18 protein-coding genes are annotated in these 20,741 nt (G+C 49.7%); 14 read left to right on the forward strand and 4 right to left on the reverse strand.

The window, feature by feature from the left end:
- Positions 1-56: 56 nt before the first annotated feature.
- Together EFB08_RS20370 and EFB08_RS20375 are read left to right on the forward strand one after the other, a co-directional pair.
- On the forward strand, positions 57-1,040 hold the full coding sequence (locus EFB08_RS20370) for a pyruvate dehydrogenase complex E1 component subunit beta (RefSeq protein WP_123128824.1): 984 nt from the start codon (positions 57-59) through the stop codon (positions 1,038-1,040).
- Positions 1,041-1,144: 104 nt separating this feature from the next.
- A complete protein-coding gene (locus tag EFB08_RS20375) occupies positions 1,145-1,561 on the forward strand; it encodes a hypothetical protein (RefSeq protein ID WP_123128825.1) in 417 nt (138 codons plus the stop codon).
- Between the two features lie 103 nt (positions 1,562-1,664).
- Here EFB08_RS20375 and EFB08_RS20380 read toward each other — a convergent pair whose 3' ends face one another.
- Positions 1,665-2,381: a methyltransferase domain-containing protein gene (locus EFB08_RS20380; protein WP_123128826.1), complete on the reverse strand. Its 717-nt coding sequence runs from the start codon at positions 2,379-2,381 to the stop codon at positions 1,665-1,667.
- A 324-nt stretch (positions 2,382-2,705) separates the two neighbouring features.
- Here EFB08_RS20380 and EFB08_RS20385 point away from each other — a divergent pair, with 324 nt between their 5' ends.
- The 8 genes from EFB08_RS20385 to EFB08_RS20420 all read left to right on the forward strand — a co-directional run bounded on the left by EFB08_RS20385 (position 2,706) and on the right by EFB08_RS20420 (position 10,458).
- On the forward strand, positions 2,706-4,211 hold the full coding sequence (locus tag EFB08_RS20385; protein WP_123128827.1) for a sensor histidine kinase: 1,506 nt from the start codon (positions 2,706-2,708) through the stop codon (positions 4,209-4,211).
- Complete coding sequence (locus EFB08_RS20390) at positions 4,208-4,915, forward strand: sensor histidine kinase (protein ID WP_123128828.1); 708 nt, start codon at positions 4,208-4,210, stop codon at positions 4,913-4,915. Before EFB08_RS20385 ends, EFB08_RS20390 begins: the two co-directional genes overlap by 4 nt.
- 109 nt (positions 4,916-5,024) lie before the next feature.
- Positions 5,025-5,438: a response regulator gene (locus tag EFB08_RS20395; RefSeq protein ID WP_123129072.1), complete on the forward strand. Its 414-nt coding sequence runs from the start codon at positions 5,025-5,027 to the stop codon at positions 5,436-5,438.
- 63 nt (positions 5,439-5,501) lie between these two features.
- Positions 5,502-5,930 (forward strand): response regulator, encoded by a 429-nt coding sequence (locus EFB08_RS20400; protein ID WP_123129073.1) that lies wholly within the window; start codon positions 5,502-5,504, stop codon positions 5,928-5,930.
- Positions 5,931-5,944: 14 nt separating this feature from the next.
- Complete coding sequence (locus tag EFB08_RS20405; protein ID WP_123128829.1) at positions 5,945-8,275, forward strand: hybrid sensor histidine kinase/response regulator; 2,331 nt, start codon at positions 5,945-5,947, stop codon at positions 8,273-8,275.
- Positions 8,276-8,342: 67 nt separating this feature from the next.
- Positions 8,343-8,864 (forward strand): DinB family protein, encoded by a 522-nt coding sequence (locus EFB08_RS20410; RefSeq protein ID WP_123128830.1) that lies wholly within the window; start codon positions 8,343-8,345, stop codon positions 8,862-8,864.
- A 73-nt stretch (positions 8,865-8,937) separates the two neighbouring features.
- On the forward strand, positions 8,938-9,423 hold the full coding sequence (locus EFB08_RS20415; protein ID WP_227006425.1) for a nucleoside deaminase: 486 nt from the start codon (positions 8,938-8,940) through the stop codon (positions 9,421-9,423).
- Positions 9,424-9,699: 276 nt separating this feature from the next.
- Positions 9,700-10,458 (forward strand): OBAP family protein, encoded by a 759-nt coding sequence (locus tag EFB08_RS20420; RefSeq protein ID WP_123128831.1) that lies wholly within the window; start codon positions 9,700-9,702, stop codon positions 10,456-10,458.
- A 42-nt stretch (positions 10,459-10,500) separates the two neighbouring features.
- On the opposite strand, the gene EFB08_RS20425 is transcribed toward EFB08_RS20420, so the two are convergent.
- Both EFB08_RS20425 and ffh read right to left on the reverse strand, forming a co-directional pair.
- Complete coding sequence (locus EFB08_RS20425; RefSeq protein WP_227006426.1) at positions 10,501-11,760, reverse strand: glycosyl hydrolase family 8; 1,260 nt, start codon at positions 11,758-11,760, stop codon at positions 10,501-10,503.
- A 277-nt stretch (positions 11,761-12,037) separates the two neighbouring features.
- Positions 12,038-13,375, reverse strand: coding sequence for a signal recognition particle protein (gene ffh / locus EFB08_RS20430; protein ID WP_123128833.1), 1,338 nt, complete (start codon positions 13,373-13,375; stop codon positions 12,038-12,040).
- A 221-nt stretch (positions 13,376-13,596) separates the two neighbouring features.
- On the opposite strand from ffh, the gene EFB08_RS20435 reads away from it, so the two are divergent.
- The 4 genes from EFB08_RS20435 (at position 13,597) to EFB08_RS20450 (ending at position 19,643) form a co-directional block, all read left to right on the forward strand.
- Positions 13,597-14,916, forward strand: a complete 1,320-nt coding sequence (locus tag EFB08_RS20435; RefSeq protein WP_227006427.1) for a glycosyltransferase family 4 protein — start codon at positions 13,597-13,599, stop codon at positions 14,914-14,916.
- An 82-nt stretch (positions 14,917-14,998) separates the two neighbouring features.
- Positions 14,999-16,318, forward strand: a complete 1,320-nt coding sequence (locus EFB08_RS20440; RefSeq protein ID WP_123128834.1) for a polysaccharide deacetylase family protein — start codon at positions 14,999-15,001, stop codon at positions 16,316-16,318.
- A 128-nt stretch (positions 16,319-16,446) separates the two neighbouring features.
- Positions 16,447-17,922 (forward strand): oligosaccharide flippase family protein, encoded by a 1,476-nt coding sequence (locus EFB08_RS20445; RefSeq protein WP_123128835.1) that lies wholly within the window; start codon positions 16,447-16,449, stop codon positions 17,920-17,922.
- Positions 17,923-18,038: 116 nt separating this feature from the next.
- On the forward strand, positions 18,039-19,643 hold the full coding sequence (locus tag EFB08_RS20450) for a T9SS type B sorting domain-containing protein (RefSeq protein ID WP_123128836.1): 1,605 nt from the start codon (positions 18,039-18,041) through the stop codon (positions 19,641-19,643).
- 19 nt (positions 19,644-19,662) lie between these two features.
- Here EFB08_RS20450 and EFB08_RS20455 read toward each other — a convergent pair whose 3' ends face one another.
- Complete coding sequence (locus tag EFB08_RS20455) at positions 19,663-20,733, reverse strand: glycosyltransferase family 4 protein (RefSeq protein WP_123128837.1); 1,071 nt, start codon at positions 20,731-20,733, stop codon at positions 19,663-19,665.
- Between the last annotated feature and the right edge of the window lie 8 nt (positions 20,734-20,741).

Here is a 20,741-nt window from a genome sequence, read left to right on the forward strand (position 1 = left end):
TTATTTGTGCCGCATGTCTTAATTTTACCCTTTAGATAGACGTTGAAAATCTTACTATGAGAACCATACAATTCAGAGAGGCATTGCGTGAGGCAATGAGCGAAGAAATGCGCCGCGACCCAAAGGTGTTCCTGATGGGCGAGGAAGTTGCCGAGTACAACGGTGCTTACAAAGTGAGCCAGGGCATGCTGGATGAATTTGGGCCAGAGCGCGTGATTGACACGCCTATTGCCGAGCTTGGCTTTGCCGGTATCGGGGTGGGTGCTGCCATGAACGGACTTCGGCCTATAATTGAGTTCATGACCTTCAACTTCTCCCTAGTGGCTATTGACCAGATCATCAACTCCGCTGCTAAGATCATGTCCATGTCTGGTGGCCAGTACTCTGCTCCAATGGTGTTCAGAGGACCAACCGGTAACGCCGGTATGTTGTCTTCGCAGCACTCGCAGAACTTTGAGAACTGGTTTGCCAACACGCCGGGCTTGAAAGTTGTGGTTCCTTCTAATCCTTATGACGCCAAAGGTCTGTTGAAGTCGGCCATCCGTGACAACGATCCGGTGATCTTCATGGAGTCTGAATTGATGTACGGAGACAAAGGCGAAGTTCCGGAAGAAGAGTACCTGATTCCCATCGGCGTAGCCGACATCAAGCGCCCGGGTAAAGACGTAACCATCGTTTCCTTCGGGAAAATGGTGAAGTTGGTTTTGCAGGCGGCTGAAGAACTGGCCAAAGACGGCGTGGATGCCGAGGTGATTGACCTTCGTTCCGTTCGCCCTATTGACTACAAGGCCATCATTGAGTCTGTAAAGAAAACAAACCGCCTGGTGGTGGTAGAAGAAGCGTGGCCATTGGCCTCTATCTCCTCTGAGATCGCTTTCCACGTGCAGCACAACGCCTTCGACTACTTGGATGCCCCGGTGAAACGCGTCACGGCCCGCGATGTTCCGTTGCCTTACGCCCCTACCCTCATAGAGGCTTCCCTGCCAAACGTGCAGCGTGTCATCCAGGCCGTGAAAGACGTAACGTACGCCAAAGCGTAGTTCAGATACAATAAATTACAGGAGCCGACCTTTATAGAAATGGTCGGCTCTTGCTTTTTACAGGCGTTTAGTGCTTGTTTTCGTTAAAAGAGCCCTGAAACAAGATGATCCAGAAATATTTGAAAGTTCCTTTGGCCGCCATCGCTTTGTGCCTGGGCGTTGTCGCCTGTACTGAGACCTCGCAGCTTGAGGAAGTGGTGCTGCCCGTACCAGCCGAGGAGACCGCCGGCTTCCCCCGAGGACCGATAAAGGCCGATACCACGCTCACCCTTAAAGTCCTTTACCGCCCCGAGAATGGCTGCGGCAGGTTCTCAAGGGTAGATTCCGTCAAAACCGGACAAAGAACAGATATTCAAATTTTTGTCGCTTACCCCACCGAAGACCAGGAAGCGGTCTGCGCCGATATCGCAAAATTGGTGACCTACTCCTTCCAGTATAGACCTGCCACCCCGGGCATCCACCGTTTCCGGTTCTGGCAAGCTGACAACTCGTACCTCCTTGATTCTTTGATTGTGCAGTAAGCTGTTTTGAAGAAGTTTTATCACGCAAAGGCCTTCGTTTTAGCCCCTCTTTTGGAAAAGGAAGGCTAAAGTGAAGGCCTTTAAATTCTTAGGAATTCCTTTGCTACGCCAGGGTCAGGCGCGCGATATAATGATCGTCTTCTTCCTGTAAAAGCAACTCGGCTTGAAAACCGGCTTCTTCGGCGTATTGTTGCAGCAGGTCAAAGTCAATGAAAAGCCAGGGGAAAGGCTCGGTACGTTCCTGTCCGAACTCCATCATGTAAGTTAACTCGCCGTAGTACGCCCCGTTCAGATCCAACAGCACCGAGCCGTCTTCTTCTTCATACAGGTACAGAATATCTGATGATTCCAGCAGAATCTGTCCGCCCGGAGCGAGCCATTTCTTGCAGGTGTCCAGGAAATGCGGCAGGTTATCCAGGGTACCGGCCAAGCCGATGCCGTTCATAAGCAGTAACAAGGTATCGTGGGGGGTGGCTTCCAAGGAAAAGAAATCGCCCACCAGGATGTTCTGTACGCCCCGGGCTTCCTGCACCTGGGCCGCTTTTTCGGATATTTCTAAGGCAGTTACTTCCAATCCTTTTTCCTGCAGGGCCAAAGCATGGGAACCGGCTCCCGCTCCTATGTCCAGCACCCGGCCACGGGCTTCCTGTAAAGCAAATTGCTCCCGCTCGGGCATTTCCTGCGACGTCCTAAACAAGTAGGCGGCGGGCAGTTCATCGGCTTCCATCTGGTCTGAGTACACGGTGACGGCGGCATCTTGCTGGCCTTGCCAATAGGCCTTGATAGCTCCGCCGATGGGGTCTGGTTTTTCTAACGACATGCGGTTACTGGTAAAAACCCAAAAGTACACATTCTAAGGCAGCCTTCCTTTATTTTAGCCTCTTCCAGGATACTGCTACCTGATTAGGCATGGACCTGAGTTCAACGAGTATATGGAGCCTTTCATCGAAAAGGGCCTTAAAACATGCTGACTCTTTAAGAACTTTAATTTTTCTGCGCCAGAAAAAAACAGGCCTTTAACTAGACATCAGACCGGAGCTTTATCCTGGGGGCAGAATAGTCTTTTTCGTATAATCAGGGAACCTATATATCCTTTATCTTTGGGGAAACACCATTCCCCCAAACCTCTTGTTGAGGAAAACCTATGAAAATAATTCCCACCATCTATACAGTTATTGCCGCCATTCTGGCCATGTTCTGTATTGTGACATTTGGATATATCTACCAGACGCAACAGGTAGAGAAAAGCATTGGGGATGTTTTGAACACCTCTAACCTCATCAGGGAAGGAGAACGGGCCCAAAAGCACTTGCTTGATCTGGAAACAGGATTACGCGGGTATCTTCTTACGGGTCAGAAAGCTTTTCTGGAGCCTTATGAAGAAGGGCAGGTTCAGTTAGAGCGCACCTTTGCCCGCCTGGATTCACTTACCCAAAACAATCCGGAACAAAACAAACTGGTGCACCTCATCAGGCAAGATGCCCATGCCTGGATCACAACCTTTGCCACTCCCCTGGTTTTAAGCAAGCACCGGGAAATGACCAACTCCCAGGGAAAAGCCCTTTATGATTCCCTGTTCTTCAATTCGGTGCAACAGGGCAACGGCAAACGAATCATGGATAATACCCGCCAACTCTTTGATCAGTTGAAACATACCGAGGAACGCATCAAGAAAAACCGGATAGGACAATTGAACGCTTCTTTGGTAAGGACCAATGAGATTGCGGTTGGTCTAACGGTGATGTCTATTCTGGCCGGAGGAATCATGGCTTACCTGTTGGGTAAAACCATCAGAAACCGGTTCCGGCGCATGAACAGCCTGGCCCATAGTATTTCCCAGGGCGATTATAGCGTCTCGCTGGTGGATACCCGTAACGATGAGATCAGCAGCCTCACCCAATCTTTGAACCTGATGGCCAGTAAGCTGCAGACCAGCTTCAATCACCTCACCAAGATGAACAAAGAGTTGGACCAGTTCGCCTATGTGGTTTCCCATGACCTGAAAGCACCTTTGCGGGCCATCAACAACCTGGCCGAGTGGATTTCAGAAGACCTGCAGACAAACGACCCAGACATCATCAAGAACTTTTCCATTTTGCGTGGAAGGGTGCAGCGCATGGAGAACCTGATCAACGGCATTCTGATGTACTCACGGGTAGGGAAACAGACCTTGCCTTCCACAACTTTCTCGGTGAAAGAAATGCTGGAGGAAACCATTGAAAACCTGTCTCCGCCGGAGGGTTTTGAGATCAGGACGCATGGCTCCTTGCCTACCCTTACCGGTGAGCGCACGCTGTTTTACCAGGTTCTATCCAACCTGTTGGGTAACGCCATCAAATACCACCACCGCTCAAGTGGCTGCATTGAAGTGAGTGCCACAGAACTAGATGATTTTTATCAATTCGAGATCAAAGACGATGGTCCGGGCATCCCGAAGGAATACCAGGACAAAGTCTTCGGAATATTCCAGACCATGGAAGCCCGCGACGTGAAGGAAAGCACGGGCATAGGACTTTCCATTGTGAAGAAAATAGTAGAAGAAAAGGGCGGCCAGATCTGGATTAAGTCAGAGAAAGACCAGGGCACCACTTTCCTGTTCACCTGGCCCAAAGCGTCTGTGCCGCACCTAAACCTCACGCCTTTAACATGATGCACCAAAAGCAAACCTGTGAGCAACAGTTGGAAAACCTGCGCCAGGAATATGAGGAGTTCGCCTATCTGGTGTCGCATGACCTGAAGGCGCCTTTGCGGGCCATCAACAACCTTTCGGCCTGGATTGAGGAAGACCTGGGCGATGACCTGGCCCCGGACATTCAGAAGAACATTCAGCTGCTGCAACAACGCACCGACCGGATGGAACGGATGATCAGCGGTTTGCTTGATTTCTCCCGCATTACGCGGTATGACCTGAACATCAACGAAGTGAACGTGCAGGAATTGGTGCAGCACCTAGCCGATCAAATTGCGCATGGCAGTCCGCTGGAGGTACATGCCTCGGGGCTTCCTACCCTTACCACGTATGCTAAAAAGCTGGAAACGGTTTTCCGGCTCCTTTTGCAGAATGCCGCCAAATTCAACCAATCAGCCAAACCGCAGGTGTGGATTACGGCTCAGGAGCAGGAAGAAGCGTTTCTGTTCACGGTTAAAGACAATGGAATAGGGATATCCACCGAGGCGCAGGAAAAAGTGTTCAAGATGTTTTACTCGGTGCAACCCAAAGAACATAACGAGGGAATTGGCGCCGGTCTGGCCATCGCGCGTAAGATCATTCAGTTTGTGGGAGGTACTATCAGGGTACAATCCACGCTGGGGCAAGGGGCAGAATTCTCGTTTCTATGGCCCAAGCACGTCTAGCATTGCCATCACACCCGTATACGGGTACATTTTAGGTTTACTTTTCAAAAAAGAGCGATAAAACAAGGGAGTGCAGGCACAACCCGGTACTTCAAGTGAATTAGATAGCATGGAAGAAAAAGAGGTGAACATTCTACTGGTTGAAGACGACGAAGTAGATATTATGAACGTGCAGCGGGCCTTCAAGAAAAATAACATCACCAATCCGCTGCACATTGCCAACAATGGCTTAGAGGCGCTGGAGTTGCTCCGGTCAGGGGGTATTCCCATGCCTCCCATCATTATCCTGGACATTAACATGCCCAAGATGAACGGCATTGAGTTTCTGCAGGAGTTGCGCAAAGACCCGGTCCTGAACCGGATCAGTGTCTTTGTCATGACCACTTCCAACGAAGATAGCGACAAAATCAACGCCTATAACCTCAACGTGGCGGGCTATATCCTGAAACCACTTTCGTTTGAGAAATTCCTTACCTCGGTGGCTACCCTGAACCGGTATTGGAAATTATGCGAGAGACCCTAAGAAGAGTACCATAAATTCTGTATTTTTAGGTTCCCCCGCCTAGTGACCTCTAGTTTTACCGTTTTGAAGACTACCAACGCCCATATACTGCTTGTAGAGGATGATCCGGAGGATGTAGCCTCCACCAAGCGCGCTTTCCATGCCAAGGGCATAGGGAACCCTATTCATGTTGCTCCCAACGGAAAAGTAGCCCTGGACATGCTGCAGGGAAGAAACCGCCCTGCCCTTACCCCTACGCCCCACATCATCCTCCTAGATCTGGAACTTCCAGAAATGGGCGGCATTGAGTTTCTGAAACTGCTTCGGCAAGACCCCAAACTGAAATCATGCAGTGTTTTTGTCATGACGGGGCAAAACTCAGAAAAAAACGTTCTGGAGGCGTATGACCTCAACGTGGCCGGCTATATTGTGAAACCCATTAAATACGATTCGTTTTTGGAAGCCATTGCCACCTTACACTCCTTCTGGAATTTAATTGAATTACCCTACTAATCCTCTCTCCCCCTATGGAACCTGCGGTAAAACTTCTGATTGTAGACGATGATGAGGTAGACCGGATGATCATTAAGCGATCTCTGCGAACCGCCAAAGTAGAAGCCACTATCACCAACGCCGCTCTGGGCAGCGAAGCGCTGGACGCAGTAAGCCAGCAAACCTTCGACTTTATCTTCATTGATTTCATGCTGCCCGACATGAACGGCCTGGAGGTTCTGCAGAAGATCAGGGAGAAAGGCATCACCACCCCGGTGCAGATCGTTACCTCCCAAGGAGATGAGCGCATTGCGGTAGAAGCCATTAAAACTGGGGCCTCAGACTATTTGCCTAAAACCCTGCTCACCCCAGAAGGCATTTCCCAGAGCATCAGAACGGCCATCCGGTTGCACAAGATTGAGCAGGAGCGGCTTCAAACCCAGGAACAGCTCGCCAAAACCCAGAAACAACTGGATACCGTCATCAACGGCGCGCCCCTTATTTTGTGGGCCACCGACCAGGACGGTATCTTCACCATGGCCCGGGGCAAAGGCCTTCCGCTCATTGGCAAGTCCGAAGGCCAGTCCGTTGGGAAATCCGTCTTCGAGGTGTATGCAGACTACCCTATTATTTCGAAATGCGTACGCCGCACCTTAAACGGGAACCGGTCTACCTGTACCATCAACATCCGCGGCGTCTGGTTCGATTGCCTTTTTCTTCCCCTGCGCAACACGGCCAACGAAGTAAACGGCATCATTGGGGTTTGCTACAACATCACCGAGCGCATAATGATTGAAGAGGAACTGAAAAGGGCAAAGGACGAAGCTTTGAGCATGGCCCGGGTAAAAGAGCAGTTCCTGGCCAACATGAGTCACGAGATAAGAACGCCCATGAACGGAATTCTTGGATTAAGCGAAGTTTTGGCAAAAACCCCCTTAAACGAAAGCCAGAAAGAATACCTGCAAGGCATCCACGCCTCGGCTAACAACCTGATGGTGATCATCAATGACCTGCTTGATTTTTCCAAAATAGAAGCCGGCAAAATCACCTTTGAGCACATTCCCTTCGATCTGAAGCAAACCGTTAAGCAACTGCTGGATATTCTGGAGATCAGGGCCATAGAGCGCCACAATTCCTTGAAACTTCTCTTTGACCAGGACATTCCACCCATGGTGCAGGGCGATCCTTTCCGGCTCAGCCAGATTCTGAACAACCTGATAGGCAACGCCCTTAAGTTCACAGAAAATGGATCGGTTCGGTTGAATGTGGAGGTGGTTGGCCAGGAAGAAGACCAATTGCAGTTGGAATTCACCGTGAAAGACACCGGCATTGGTATTCCGAAGGAAAAGCTGGAGACCATCTTCGAGAAATTCACCCAGGGCAGCAACGACACTACCCGCAAATTCGGGGGTACCGGTCTGGGCTTGTCCATCGCCAAAGAGCTGATTGAGTCACAGGGCGGACACATCACAGTAGAAAGCGAACTCAACGTGGGCAGCACCTTCCGTTTTGTGCTTCCTTTCCGGAAAGCAGACGAAAAACCCCACTTGTCCGGGAAAACAGTCAGTCCGGATGCCGCTGATTTAAAGTTGCTGCAAAACGCCAGGATCTTACTGGCCGAGGACAATTCCGTGAACCAGATGCTGGTGACCAAGATCCTGAAGGACCACAGAGTCCGGGTATCGGTGGTGAACAACGGTCGCGAAGCCCTGGACCTGTTGGCCGAGCAACCTTTTGACCTGCTGCTCATGGACATGCAAATGCCCGAAATGGACGGTTACGAGGCCATGCAATACATCAGGCACCAAATGCCGGAATTCCAGCAAATTCCCATCATCGCGCTGACCGCGCATGCCACGCAGGGCGAGTTTGAAAAGTGCCTGGGTGCCGGAGCCAACTCCTACGTGTCCAAGCCTTTCAAAGCAGAAAAGCTTCTGCAGGAGATCTCCATTTTGCTCCAATCTAAAGAAGACGAAAAAACCATCCCTGAAGCTTCTGATCCGGAGGAAGTGCAGATTGACCTCGCCTATCTGGAGAACTTCGCCAATGGGAATAGGGAATTCATGCGGGACATTCTACAGTTATTCATCACTCAAACCCCGCGTTTGGTAAAAGACCTGACCAAAGCCGTCTCTCTTTCCAACTGGCTTGAAACCAGAACCCTGGCCCATAAAATCAAACCATCCATCGCATTAGTGGGCATCCAGCAGTTGGAGGAGTTGAATGACACCATTGAGCAATCTGCGTTGAACCTTACCCACACCGAGCAATTACCTGAACTGGCCCGTCAACTGGAGGACTTGGTGAACCGGTCCATTGTTCAATTAAATATAGAACTGGAAAACCTGCAGGGAAAACTGGTGTAAAGTATACTCTGGTTTCAGGCTTCTTTTCAGGAAAACGGCTCCAAAACGGCAACCTAAACTAACGGCTATGAACACGCACCTTTTATCTTCGTTTGAACAGTTGGAGAAGCAGCGGGAGGAGTTTAGCCAATGGGTAGCGCAGGCCCCCGAAGCCGCGCAGCACCTAAAGCCCGCGGCAGACCAATGGTCGGCGGCGCAGTTGCTGTATCATTTGTCCAGGGTAGACCAGCAGGTGGTCCTGGGGCTGGAGAAAAGATTGGCCAGTGGTAAACCTTTAAGACCCCGAAGATTGGGAACGCAGATTAGGTCTTTTCTGCTCAACCTTTTCCTGAGTCTGCCCATCAAGTTCAAGGCTCCGGCTGCGGTGAGTGAAGTACCCGAGCAGGTGATAATCCCCGAGGTCATCCAGCATTGGAAACAGACCCGGGAAAAGCTCCAGGCCATCCTTTCCGGTTTCCCAGACCAGCACCTGAACAAAGAGGTCTTTTTCCACCCCAGGTCCGGAATGATCACCTTGCCCCAGACGCTGCGCTTCATGATAGAACACATCGAACATCATCGGAGACAGATGCGCCGACTTCTTTCTTAAAACTCCTTTGTTATCTTTGCAGCCCTTTTGCGGGAACTCCCCGTATGTACGGTATCTTAACTTCTGTTACCCCATGGCTGATTCAACCTCGTCTAAAGAAAACTTCATGCGCGAAGCCATTCGGCTTTCCATCGATAAAATGAAAGAAGGAAAAGGCGGTCCGTTTGGGGCTGTGGTAGTGAAAGACGGAAAGATCATCGCCCGCGGCTTCAACAATGTCACCTCCAGCCTTGACCCCACCGCCCACGCCGAGGTAGACGCTATCCGGAAAGCCTGCCAAGCCTTGGGCACCTTCCAACTCACCGGTTGCGAACTTTACACCAGCTGCGAGCCCTGCCCCATGTGTTTAGGCGCCATTTACTGGGCCCGCCCCGACAAAGTGTACTACGGCAACACGAAAGCAGATGCCGCCGCCATTGGCTTCGACGATGCCTTCATCTACGAAGAACTGGAACTACCCCTCCACTCCCGCTCCCTTTCCATGGAACAACTCCTGCACGACGAGGCCTTAGAGGGATTCAAAGAATGGGAAAAGCACGAAGGCCGGACGGATTATTGATTGTTAATTGCTGATTGTTAATTGTCTTGTTGCATTCAAGAAGGGAAAATAGGGCATGCGCAGGTTTGTACTTCTCGGCTTTGAAGCTAGGAAATCCCCTGAATCCCTTAATGGAGTAAAGCGAAGAGAGAATGTTGAACTGAAATCCATCACCTGAGGAATTCCCAGTTTTTAACCCGGTTTTCAGAAACCAGCCTTAAAACCAAATCAGCGCTCCTTTCTTAGCCATAAGGGAACTTCCTCCGTAGTTAAAAGCTCATCCCACGCTTTAATCCTATGGAAAGAAACCTCTATCCCCTTCTTGGCTGCTTTGCCCTTCTTTTGATATCCAGCTGCGGCGGAAACAACACCGATTCAAATGTGAAAGCTCCCGGCGGGGAAAAGACTGCTAAAACCAAAGTACTGGAGGCCGGGGCCGATGTGCTCCAAAAGAAAACGCCGCTCTCCAAAATTGACGCGTATCTCAACGGTTTCCACTTCTACAACGGGAACCTGCAAGGCCAGATGGAGGCGCACCACTACGTGACGCAACTCAACGAAGACCTGCACCAAGCGGTGATGTATGACGGAAACGGGCCAAACGCCAAGCTCATGGGCGTGGAATACATCATCTCGGAACGCCTGTTCAAAAAGCTGCCGCTGGAGGAACGCAAACTCTGGCACAGCCACCACTACGAGGTTAAATCCGGCGAACTGATTGCCCCCGGCATTCCAGACGTGGCCGAACATGAACTCATGGAGAAACTGGTAAGCACCTACGGCAAGATCATCCATACCTGGCACACTGACCGGGACTCGGAACTTCCTTACGGCAGTCCTATGGTCATGATGGGCTTCACCAAAGACGGGCAACTGAAGCAAGAGTTGGTAGCCGACCGGGATAAACGCTTCGGGGTGTCTATGATGGAAAAACGCAAACAACGCGAAGATATACCCATGCCCAAGGTAGTGGAAGGCGCCAATGCTTGGGAGAAAGGAGAGGTAAGGCAACTCCAGATCACAGACAATTACGAGGCTCCCGAGCACCAGCACTAGATTTCAGGACTGTTTTCAGGATAAGCGGCCTAAAACAGAAACTTAGCGAGGATAATAGATCTTAAACTGGCCGCTGCAGTGCAGGAAACTCATCAGGTACAATAAGCCACCATAATAACGGTCACCCACCGTATGGGGCACGGGCAGATTCCAAAGGGCCTCCGTGAAATCCTTGGCCAGTGGGTGGCTAGCGGCCAGGCTCGCCACGGCGTTGGTAGCCACCAATCCCGCTGGCGGGCCGGGGCTTACCTTTTGACCGTCAAGAGAGTAAATGCTCCCGTAGGAAGAAAGTCCCTGCGAGGCGAAGAACGCCTGGATCTTGTTGCTGAGTTGGACCTCCCGTGGATCTTTTTGCCACCAGGCCCAATCCACGCTCCAGTTCATGGCCGTGCGCCAGGAGTCATAGGCGAACCGATGGGAGTTAGGGTTGAACGGCGTGGTCACCGGTGATCCATCGAAATGAGCGTAATCTGGGGCTAAACCGGTTACCGGGTGCGTGGTCTTCTGGAAGAAGTCCCGGCTAACCTGGGCAGCGTCTTTCCAGAACTCACGGTCAGGTTCAGGTCCCCAAAGTGCCCACAAATCATAGAAGGCCGGCAAATGGTAAGACGGATCGGTGAATTTTCGGCCCTGATTGGTGGGCACGAACAGAATCATTTTCATCTCTTCGTTTACCATGCTCCCAGAAGTCTGGGTTCCAAACTGTGTAGTGCCCGTTCTTTCAGGGTTGTGCCGGATGGCAAAAAGAATCTTATCGGCCCAGGATTTGTAATTGTAGAATCCTTCCCCATTGCCCCATCGGCCCGAGGCAAAATAGAGCGCCATCGCAAAATACTCTTCCCCGTCCGGGGCGGGTCCTTCCGAGTTCTTGGTTCCGTCAGGCTTCACTGACCAGGCAAAATATCCTTCTGAGGGATGCCCAGGCTCATCAAGGTACATGTGGGTGAGCGCGTAGTTCCAGAGAGCGTCGAACTCGGCTTTTTGGTTCATCTGGACGGCAATCATCATTCCGTAAGACATGCCTTCGCTGCGCACATCTTTGTTGTACACGTCATAGATGTACGCCATGGGACCATGGTCATTTGTCCCGGCCTGAAAATAGATGGCTTGCGTAGCAGAGTCTCCCCTGAACAACTGCTCATAGGCCAGATTGATCTTCTCCTTTATCGCCTCAGCGGAATGCCCGTTTTCCTTGAAAAGGTTTCGGTACTTCTTGGTAGTAAAAGCTCCTTTCTCTGGTCCAGATTCGGTTTTTTGGACTCCTTCAGAAGAAGTGCTTCCCTGGGGAAAACATGAACACAAGCATACACAACAGATCACCGCTACAGCCTTCCATTTGAAAACCCTTTTTATAGCCAATTTGGAGAGGAATGTGCGTTTGGTCTTCATGTTGTTTCAGGAATAGAGATTTAAATTTTAAAGTAGCCGAAAGTTAAGCGTACGGGAAAAAGGCTCTAGAGCAATATCGTTTTTATTCTGATTTTCTAAAAACTGACCAAAAACAGAAAGGCCTGTACTCTTTGTAGTACAGGCCTTTTATGATTCTAAGCTTAATTATCTATTAGGCAATAAAGAGCTCTTAGCGGCGTCCCATCATGCTGCCCAACTTGGCAAGACCGCCTTTGGTACCGGCCATCTTGTTCATGCTGCGCATCATTTTACGCATGTCGTTGAACTGCTTCATCAGGTTGTTCACCTGCTGAATGGTCGTTCCTGAACCTTTCGCGATACGGTTACGGCGACTGCCGCTGATCATATCCGGGTTCTGGCGCTCTTCTTTAGTCATGGATTTGATGATAGCCTCAATTGGTTTGAAGGCGCTTTCGTCAATCTCCACGTCTTTCAGCATTTTGCTCACACCCGGGATCATGCCTACCAAGTCTTTGATATCCCCCATCCGCTTGATCTGCTCCAACTGAGACAGGAAGTCATCGAAGTTGAATTGGTTTTTACGGATGTTCTTGTTGATACGCTTGGCTTCGTCCTCGTCAAAGGTCTGTTGCGCGCGCTCCACTAGGGAGATCACGTCACCCATCCCCAAGATACGCTGGGCCATCCGGTCTGGATAGAACAGATCAAGGGCTTCCATTTTCTCACCGGTAGAAATAAACTTGATTGGTTTCTCAACCACGGCTCTGATGGAAAGGGCGGCACCACCTCTTGAATCACCGTCTAACTTGGTCAACACCACGCCATCAAAGTTGATGCGCTCGTTGAAGGTTTTGGCGGTGTTCACGGCATCCTGACCAGTCATGGAGTCTACCACAAACAAGGTCTCAGTAGGCTTGATAGCCTCCTTGATGTTGTAGATCTCTTGCATCATGGCCTCATCCACGGCCAAACGACCAGCAGTGTCAATGATGACTACTTTCTTGCCGGTTCTCTTGGCATGTTCTACGGCGTTGCGGGCAATGGAAACCGGGTCTTTAGACTCGCGCTCAGCGTAGAACTCCACGCCTACTTGGTCGGCCAACACGTTCAGCTGGTCAATTGCGGCAGGGCGGTACACGTCACAGGCAGCCACCATCACGCCTTTTCCTTGTCTTTTCAGAAAACTGGCCAGTTTACCAGTGAAGGTGGTTTTACCGGAACCTTGCAGACCTGCAATCAGAACGATGGCGGGAGAACCGTTAATGTTGATGTCTTTTTTCTCGCCACCCATCAACTCAGTGAGTTCTTCGTGCACGATTTTCACCATCAACTGGCCCGGAGAAACCGCAATCAATACATCACGGCCCATGGCTTCGTCCTTGATCTTGTCGGTCACGGTTTTGGCCACCTTGTAGTTCACGTCGGCATCCACCAGGGCGCGGCGCACTTCTTTGATGGTCTGGGCAACGTTGATCTCGGTGATGCTGCCCTGGCCTTTCAGGGTTTTAAAGGCGCGGTCAAGCTTGGTACTTAAATTCTCAAACATGTGTGGTATATGACTGAGTTATATGAATCTCAATGAATGATAAAGACAAAAATAAGCAGAATTTGCGGAAGTTCACCATCTTTTAGCCAGAGGTACGTATATTCGGACTTAACTATACAGTTGGCGGAAGTGAATTCTGTTTTGGTGCTGTTTGTCGTAAAACACCGCTGAAACGGTTTCCGTTCGCTCCTTTTCATCTATTACCTGAAGAACCAAAGCTTTTGAAATCATCTGGTGTACATACTTCCCGGCAGGCTTTACTAATTACCTATTATTGGCCCCCTTCGGGCGGAGCCGGAGTGCAGCGGTGCCTAAAATTTGTGAAGCATCTGCCCGAGTTTGGGGTGAAACCCACCGTGATTACCGTTGACGCCCAGAAAGCCTCTTACCCGGTGCTGGACCAAACGCTCCTGAATGAGGTTCCGGCTGATGTGCGGGTGATCCGGACGGCAACGCTGGAGCCTTTTGAGTTCTACAAGAAAATCAGCGGTAAAAAAGATATCCCATTCGGGGGCTTTGCCAATACCGGACAAGAAAGCTGGAAACAGAAGCTGTTCAAATTCCTGCGGGGCAACCTGTTCATCCCTGATCCGCGGGTGGGCTGGAACCGTTTCGCCTTTGCCGCCGCCCAGAAAGTGTTCAAGGAGCAGCAGATCAAAGCCATTGTCACCTCCAGTCCGCCCCACTCCACGCAGCTCATCGGCCTGAAGCTGAAAAAGAAACTGGGCCTTCGCTGGATTGCCGACATGCGTGATCCCTGGACCGACATCTATTATTACCCAGACCTGAACCATACCGCCCTGGCCCAGAAGTTGGATGCCAAATACGAGCGCGAAGTGTTGGAACATGCCGATGCCGTGGTAGTGGTTTCGGAGGACATGAAGCGCCTGTTCCTGAACAAATCCACCAGCATTGATCCGAAGAAGATACACGTGATCCCGAACGGCTATGACGAGGCTGATTTTGTGCATGATTCCACTCCTTCTTCTGAGGAATTCATCATCACCTACACCGGCACGCTCACTGAGGCCTACAACGTGATTGGCTTTTTTCAGGCGCTTTGCGAGGTCATGACCCGAAACCCTCTTATGCGCTACCGACTTCGGTTCGTGGGCAAGGTTTCGGCTGAAATAAAACGGCAGATTGAGGAGGCCGGCCTGCCACTGATTACAGAGTACATTGATTACGTGCCCCATGAGGAATCCATTAAGTACCTCATGGCCAGCACGGTCTTGTTTATGGCCATCCCCGATGTGCCCAACAACTTCGGGATTCTGACGGGTAAACTGTTTGAGTACCTGGCTTCTAACAAACCAATTATTTGCCTCGGTCCCATCCACGGCGACGTGGACAAGATTTTGGACGAATGCGGCGCCGGGCGAGTATTCCATTATTCGGGCTTCGACCTGATCGTGGATTACCTGATGCAACTAAGCAAAAGCTGGAAGGTAAACCACAACCTGGACCTGCCTTTCATCAATTATACACAGTACTCCCGCCGCTCGCTCACTGAGCAACTAGCCAAGCTGATTGGGGACTAAGTAGCCTTCCCTTTCGGGGCTGATTTCCGGAAATCAGCCCCGAAACATATACCATAACTGAACCGAGGATCGTTTTGAACCCGTGAATAGCCTTTTCGAGTACGTCCTCTTCCATTTCCAACGCCTGTACCACCTGCCCTCCTCACTGGAGATTCATTACGGGTTAGATGGTAAAAGTAGGGTACAGATCACCGCCACCTCCAGCACCTTCTTTGAACGGCAGCAACCTAAACCGGTACAGACCTTCTGGAAGGAATGGCAAGGCAACCATCTTCCCCTTTTCTTTGATGAGGCCGTAGACCAGCCCTGGTTTAGCCAGAATGAACAGGGGCACATGGTGGTACATTATGATCTGGTGGCCTCAGCCTTTTACCTACTAAGCGGTTGGCAGGAATTCTACGGCCCAGAACGCGACCTATTCAACCGGTATCCCTACAAAGCTTCGCAACAAGCCCGGCACCGGTTCATCATCAAACCCTTGGTTAATTATTATCTAGGAATCCTGAAAGAAGCGGTTTCTTTAGCCTACGGACAAGAGATTTTGCCTAAGCTCTGGAACGGAAAACCCTTCGCTACCTGCCTCACCCATGACATTGATTACCTACAGAGTGCCTGGAAAGTAGCTGGAAAACCTGCGTTTCAAAAGGGAAATTTGGCTTTGTTATTCAAGCTGGCCCAACAAAAGCTTACCGGGAAAGATGCCTGGTTTAACCTGCCGCAGGTAGAGGCAGAATTGGGGAAATTACCCGCCAAAGCTACTTTCTTCTTTTTACCCGAGGTTGCTCCTTATGAAGGTCACCCCAACGCGGATTACGATGTCTCGGCACCCGTAATCCAGAAAGAGGTGAAACGGTTGACGGCATTGGGTCATGAGATAGGCTTGCACGGCAGTCATGGAACGGGTACGAAAGCAAAGCAGCTACAAACCGAACAGGAGAAACTTCCCGGGGCCATTCAGGGAAACCGGTTCCACTACCTCCGCTTTGACCCGGTGAAAACACCTTCGGTTTTAGAGGAACTTACCTTCCTTTATGACAGTACCCTGGGTTTTCCGGAGCATTTTGGTTTCAGGAACAGCTTTTGCCACCCATTTAGGTTGTTTGATTTCAAGCAACGCAGGATGTCCCCCATTTGGGAAATGCCCCTGAACCTGATGGATGTGACCCTAAACCACCCCAACTACCTGCAACTAACTCCCACTGAGGTTCTACCCGCCATCACGCCCATGCTGGAAGAAATCATCCGTTTTCACGGCGTTTTCACGCTTTTGTGGCACAACGAGAACTTCAGCCCGTACGGCATGGAAGGCGGTCTGCAACTATTCCGGGACATCACGGCTTGGTTGAACAAACGGCAGACTTCATTTCTGACTATCTCGGAGGCACTGCAACAGGTTCGGTAAACAAGCCCGGCATTCTAATTTAGGGCACATAGCAAAAGCATGGAAAGAAGCTGCTAATTTTGCTTTTCGGGCCGAGGCTGTTTTAGGCCTGATTTGATGAAAACGGCCCCAAACGCCGCACACACTCCATGGATGTCATCCGCAAGCAGGGTTATCTGAATACCATTATCTCAACGGTGGGAATGGTGATTGGGTACCTGAATACTGTTTTAGTTCTCCCCTATTTCCTCGCCGATCCGGACAAAGTGGGTCTCACCCGTTTTCTCCTGAGCGTGTCGCCGGTGTTTGCACAGTTTGCGGCCTTAGGGTTCACCAATACCAGCGCCCGTTATTTCCCCTACTTTCGTGACCGCGACAAGCAGCACAACGGCTTTCTTTTCCTGATGCTGGCCATTCCTATGTTGGGTTTTGCGGTGGTCACGGTCTTGTTCCTGTTCCTGAAACCCGTGGTTTTTGACCTGTACCGGGTTACTTCTCCGCTGGCGGTTGACTATTACTACTACATCATTCCGCTCAGTTTTTTCACGCTGCTGTTTCTGCTGCTGGATGCCTATTTACGCTCATTGTACAAAACCATTGTGCAAACCTTCCTGCAGGATTTTTTGGTACGCCTGCTCACCATGGCCTGTGCCGCGCTCTTCTACTGGGGCTTCATCGATTTCCAGGGATTTGTGATTCTGTTTATTCTTGCCAACTCCTGCACCGCCTTTATCTGCATTGTGTATTTGCTGTGGCTTCGGCAGTTCTTTGTGCGGCCCGGCCGAAATATGTTCCAGATTGTGCCCATCAAGGAAGTGGTGCAGTACGGGCTGTATGCATTCCTGGGAAACATCTCCGGTACCATCATCAGTTTTACCGATACAGCCATGATCATGGCCTACGAAGGCCTTTCTGAGGTGGCATACTATACAACCGGCTATTTTATTACCAGCGCTATTTTAGTCCCCTACCGGTCTATGAATAAAATCCTAAGTCCGCAGGTTGCCGATCTGTTCAAACTGAAGGACTTTCCCGCGCTGGCCAAGCTCTACAAAAACATGACGCGCGTGAACCTGCTCATTGGGTTGCTTTTGTTTCTGGGAATTTGGTGCAACGTAGACAATATTTTCGCCCTCATGCCGCCTGAGTATAGCGCCGCCCGCTACGTGATTCTGTTCATGGGCATCGCGCGGATTTTTGAATTGGCGACGGGTTTGAACGCCATGATCCTGGTGACCTCGCACAAATACCGCTATGACCTGATCTTGAATATCTTGATGGTGGTGCTGGTCATTTTCACCAATTACCTGCTCATACCGCCTTACGGCATCAGTGGGGCCGCTTTCGCGTCCATGCTGGTGTTCATCCTGATCAATGTGTTCCGGGTGGCGTTTGTGGGCTACTTTTTCAAAATGCAGCCTTTTGGGTGGGATTCCATTTTGCTGCTGCTGATCGCCGGAACTGCGTACCTGGCTTCTTACCTTCTGCCGCAACTACCTAATTTGTTCCTGGATATTGCCATCCGCTCTGCTTTAATCACAGCAGTTTACGGTGTATTAGCCATCGGTCTGAAAGTCTCTCCTGAACTGAACAATGGGATAAGTAAACTCAGTGCGAGGTTTTAAATAGTTTACGCCCTTTTATTGTAAATACTCTATATTCAGGTATATTCCTAAGAAATTAATTTCTGAAACCGATTCACCTGAATAATGAATAAACATTCCATCTCCGGTATTGAATAATGAAAAGAATTGCCCTGTTACTTTTTGCCTACCTCACAATTATATCCACTTCCTTCTCCCAAACTTCGGTAGAGAAACTCATTGCCCACTTTCCCTTTGATGGAAATGTAAAGGACATCAGCGGTAATAATCATCAAGCTACGGTTAGAGGAGCTACTTTAACAACTGACAGGTTCAACAACCCTAATAGCGCCTACTATTTTGATGGAATTGATGACAACATTGTGCTGGCGAACAGTTTTGACCTTATTCCGAAGACCATAAGTTTCTGGTTTAATGCCCACACCATTGATGCCAACTCCAGGGTTATTTACGCCTCAGACAACCCTGATTTGAATTACGGGATCACAGCGGTGGAAATTAAAACAATCAACGGTCTTTCAAAAATGGCTACCCATATCACCAGCTCCAGAGACACCGCTTCAGTAGCTGTTAATACCTGGCATTTTTTTACCATTACAGTGAACACAGATTCTACCCACTTCTACTTAGATGGGGTAAAACTGAAAAGTAGGGAAAGAAATGGGTACCCCAGATCAGATACGGGGGTACCGCAAACTGTTGTGGGATCGCATAGACAAGGAAATACGGGTAGCCTTTTTTTCCACGGCAAAATAGACGATGTAAAAATCTACAACAGAGAATTAACAAAGGAGGAGATTTCTAAGGAAGTGTTCTCTCCGCTGACCATCACCGCCTTGGACGGCAACTGTATCAAACAGAATGAAAATAAGGCTTTAACCGCTTTGGGGTTTGTCAGTTACAAATGGAGCGATGGATCTACTTCGCCCACCTTCATAGTTTCCCAACCAGGCAAATACTCCTTAACTGCAAAGGATCAAAACGGCAAATTATATTATGGCGAGATAACTATTACTGCCTGTCCCATCCCCGACTTTAGGTACACCTTTGACTGTGACACCAACACTTTTACGTTTAAGCCTATTCTCAATTTCCCATATGACAACTTCCATTTTAAGATGGAGGGGATAGTTATTTTAAATGATCAATCTACAAAACACAACTTTGCGAAAGACGGACAGTATGAAGTGACCTTGAATGTTTATAAAGATGGAAAGGAGTTCACTACCAATAAAATGATTTCTTATACAGCTAGCGTCACGCCTTTGTTAGGAGATGATTCTCAGCTTTGCTTTGGGGACCAGATAGTCTTATCACCTACTGTGTTGCCTGACACTAAGTTGAAATGGTCAGACGGAAGCACTACTCCCTCCTTTACTATCTTGGCCCCTGGTACCTATTGGGTAGAGGCTACCCGAGGCAATTGTACCATCAGAGATGAAATCATTATTCTAGATCATAACTGCCCAATTACAGTGATATTACCTAACATTTTCACACCAAACGGAGATGGTAAAAACGACTTATTTATCATAGAAGGGATTAACAGCCTCATGACTTCTTCAGATAAAAGCGGCTGGGATCTTGAGGTATTTAACCGTTGGGGGAAAAAAGTATACAGTTTTTCTAACTATAGAAATAATTGGGATGGTGGTAATTTGACCAATGGAGCTTACTTCTATTATTTTACAAATAAGGCGCTCTCCAAGCAGTTCAAGGGTTGGATTGAAATTTTACGGTAAGTCAAAAGTAAAACCAATTCTACTCAGCTTGCAGATGATGAATTAGCAGCAGCAGTTCCTGTTCTCGTCTTGACTCAGGGTATTGTTCAGCAACCCTCTTACGGGCCATTTCTCCTAAGTTAGAAGTTTCTGATATCATCGCTATTTCTATCACCTCTGCCAGCAGATTACTATCTCTCTTCTCAAGCACAAAACCACATTCGCCAATAATCTCTGGCATAGAAGACACTTTGCTCACTACCGGCACGCAGCCGCACAGCATACTTTCGCTAAGGGCGTTTGGGAAACCCTCTGACATGGAAAGCTGCAGGTAAAACGCATGCGCACTGTACACCATTTTCAAATCTGTCAACGGCATCTTGGGCAGCAGCTTCAAATTAGCCGGTTGGTTGGGAAAACGGAAACCCTCCGGTGCACCCACAATTGTAAACGTCGCCTCAGGTACTCGTTTAGATACTTCCAAGATTAGGTCCACTCCTTTGAGCCGCTGGGTGAAGCGCATATCCAGGCCCGCACAGACAGTAAGAAAGGTATTAGGTTGCCTTACTACCGATGGGTCTGGTTTCCAAAACGAGGCATCATAACCGTTGTAGACTACCGTGTGCGGCGTCTTCAGATCTGGGCAATGGAAGCGGAAACCCTGGTGCGGGAAATCATTAGGTTGGTAGGTATAATCCTGCCAGACCAGTTTCTCGTGCACTGGCGCGATGTGAGCGGCTAACTGGTATGACCAGCGAGCGAAACGCCCTAAAAGCGGATTGGCGAAAACCCCGTACCCAATACTGGGAAACGCCACGCAATCAGTGCCGCCTGCGATGATGAGGCAGGGCTTTCGGGTTATTTTCCCGAAAACGGCCGGAAAATAGGAATGGTATCCGGCGAACATACATACCAAAGCCTGGGCTTTCCAGATGTGCCGTAACAGAAATAACACTTGCCCAAGCCAAATCAAAGGGGTCTGCCACTTCTTCTTCGGTAGAAAACCCTGGTGCCGCACCTCGTATTGCTGCTCCATCAGCCGCAAATCTTTCACCACGAAGGAAGACTGGGCCGGGTAGAAATAGAGCAGAACGGGTTTACGCGGAGGCATAAAAATCA

The organism is Rufibacter latericius, assembly GCF_003721515.1.
In the GTDB taxonomy this organism is placed as follows: domain Bacteria; phylum Bacteroidota; class Bacteroidia; order Cytophagales; family Hymenobacteraceae; genus Nibribacter; species Nibribacter latericius.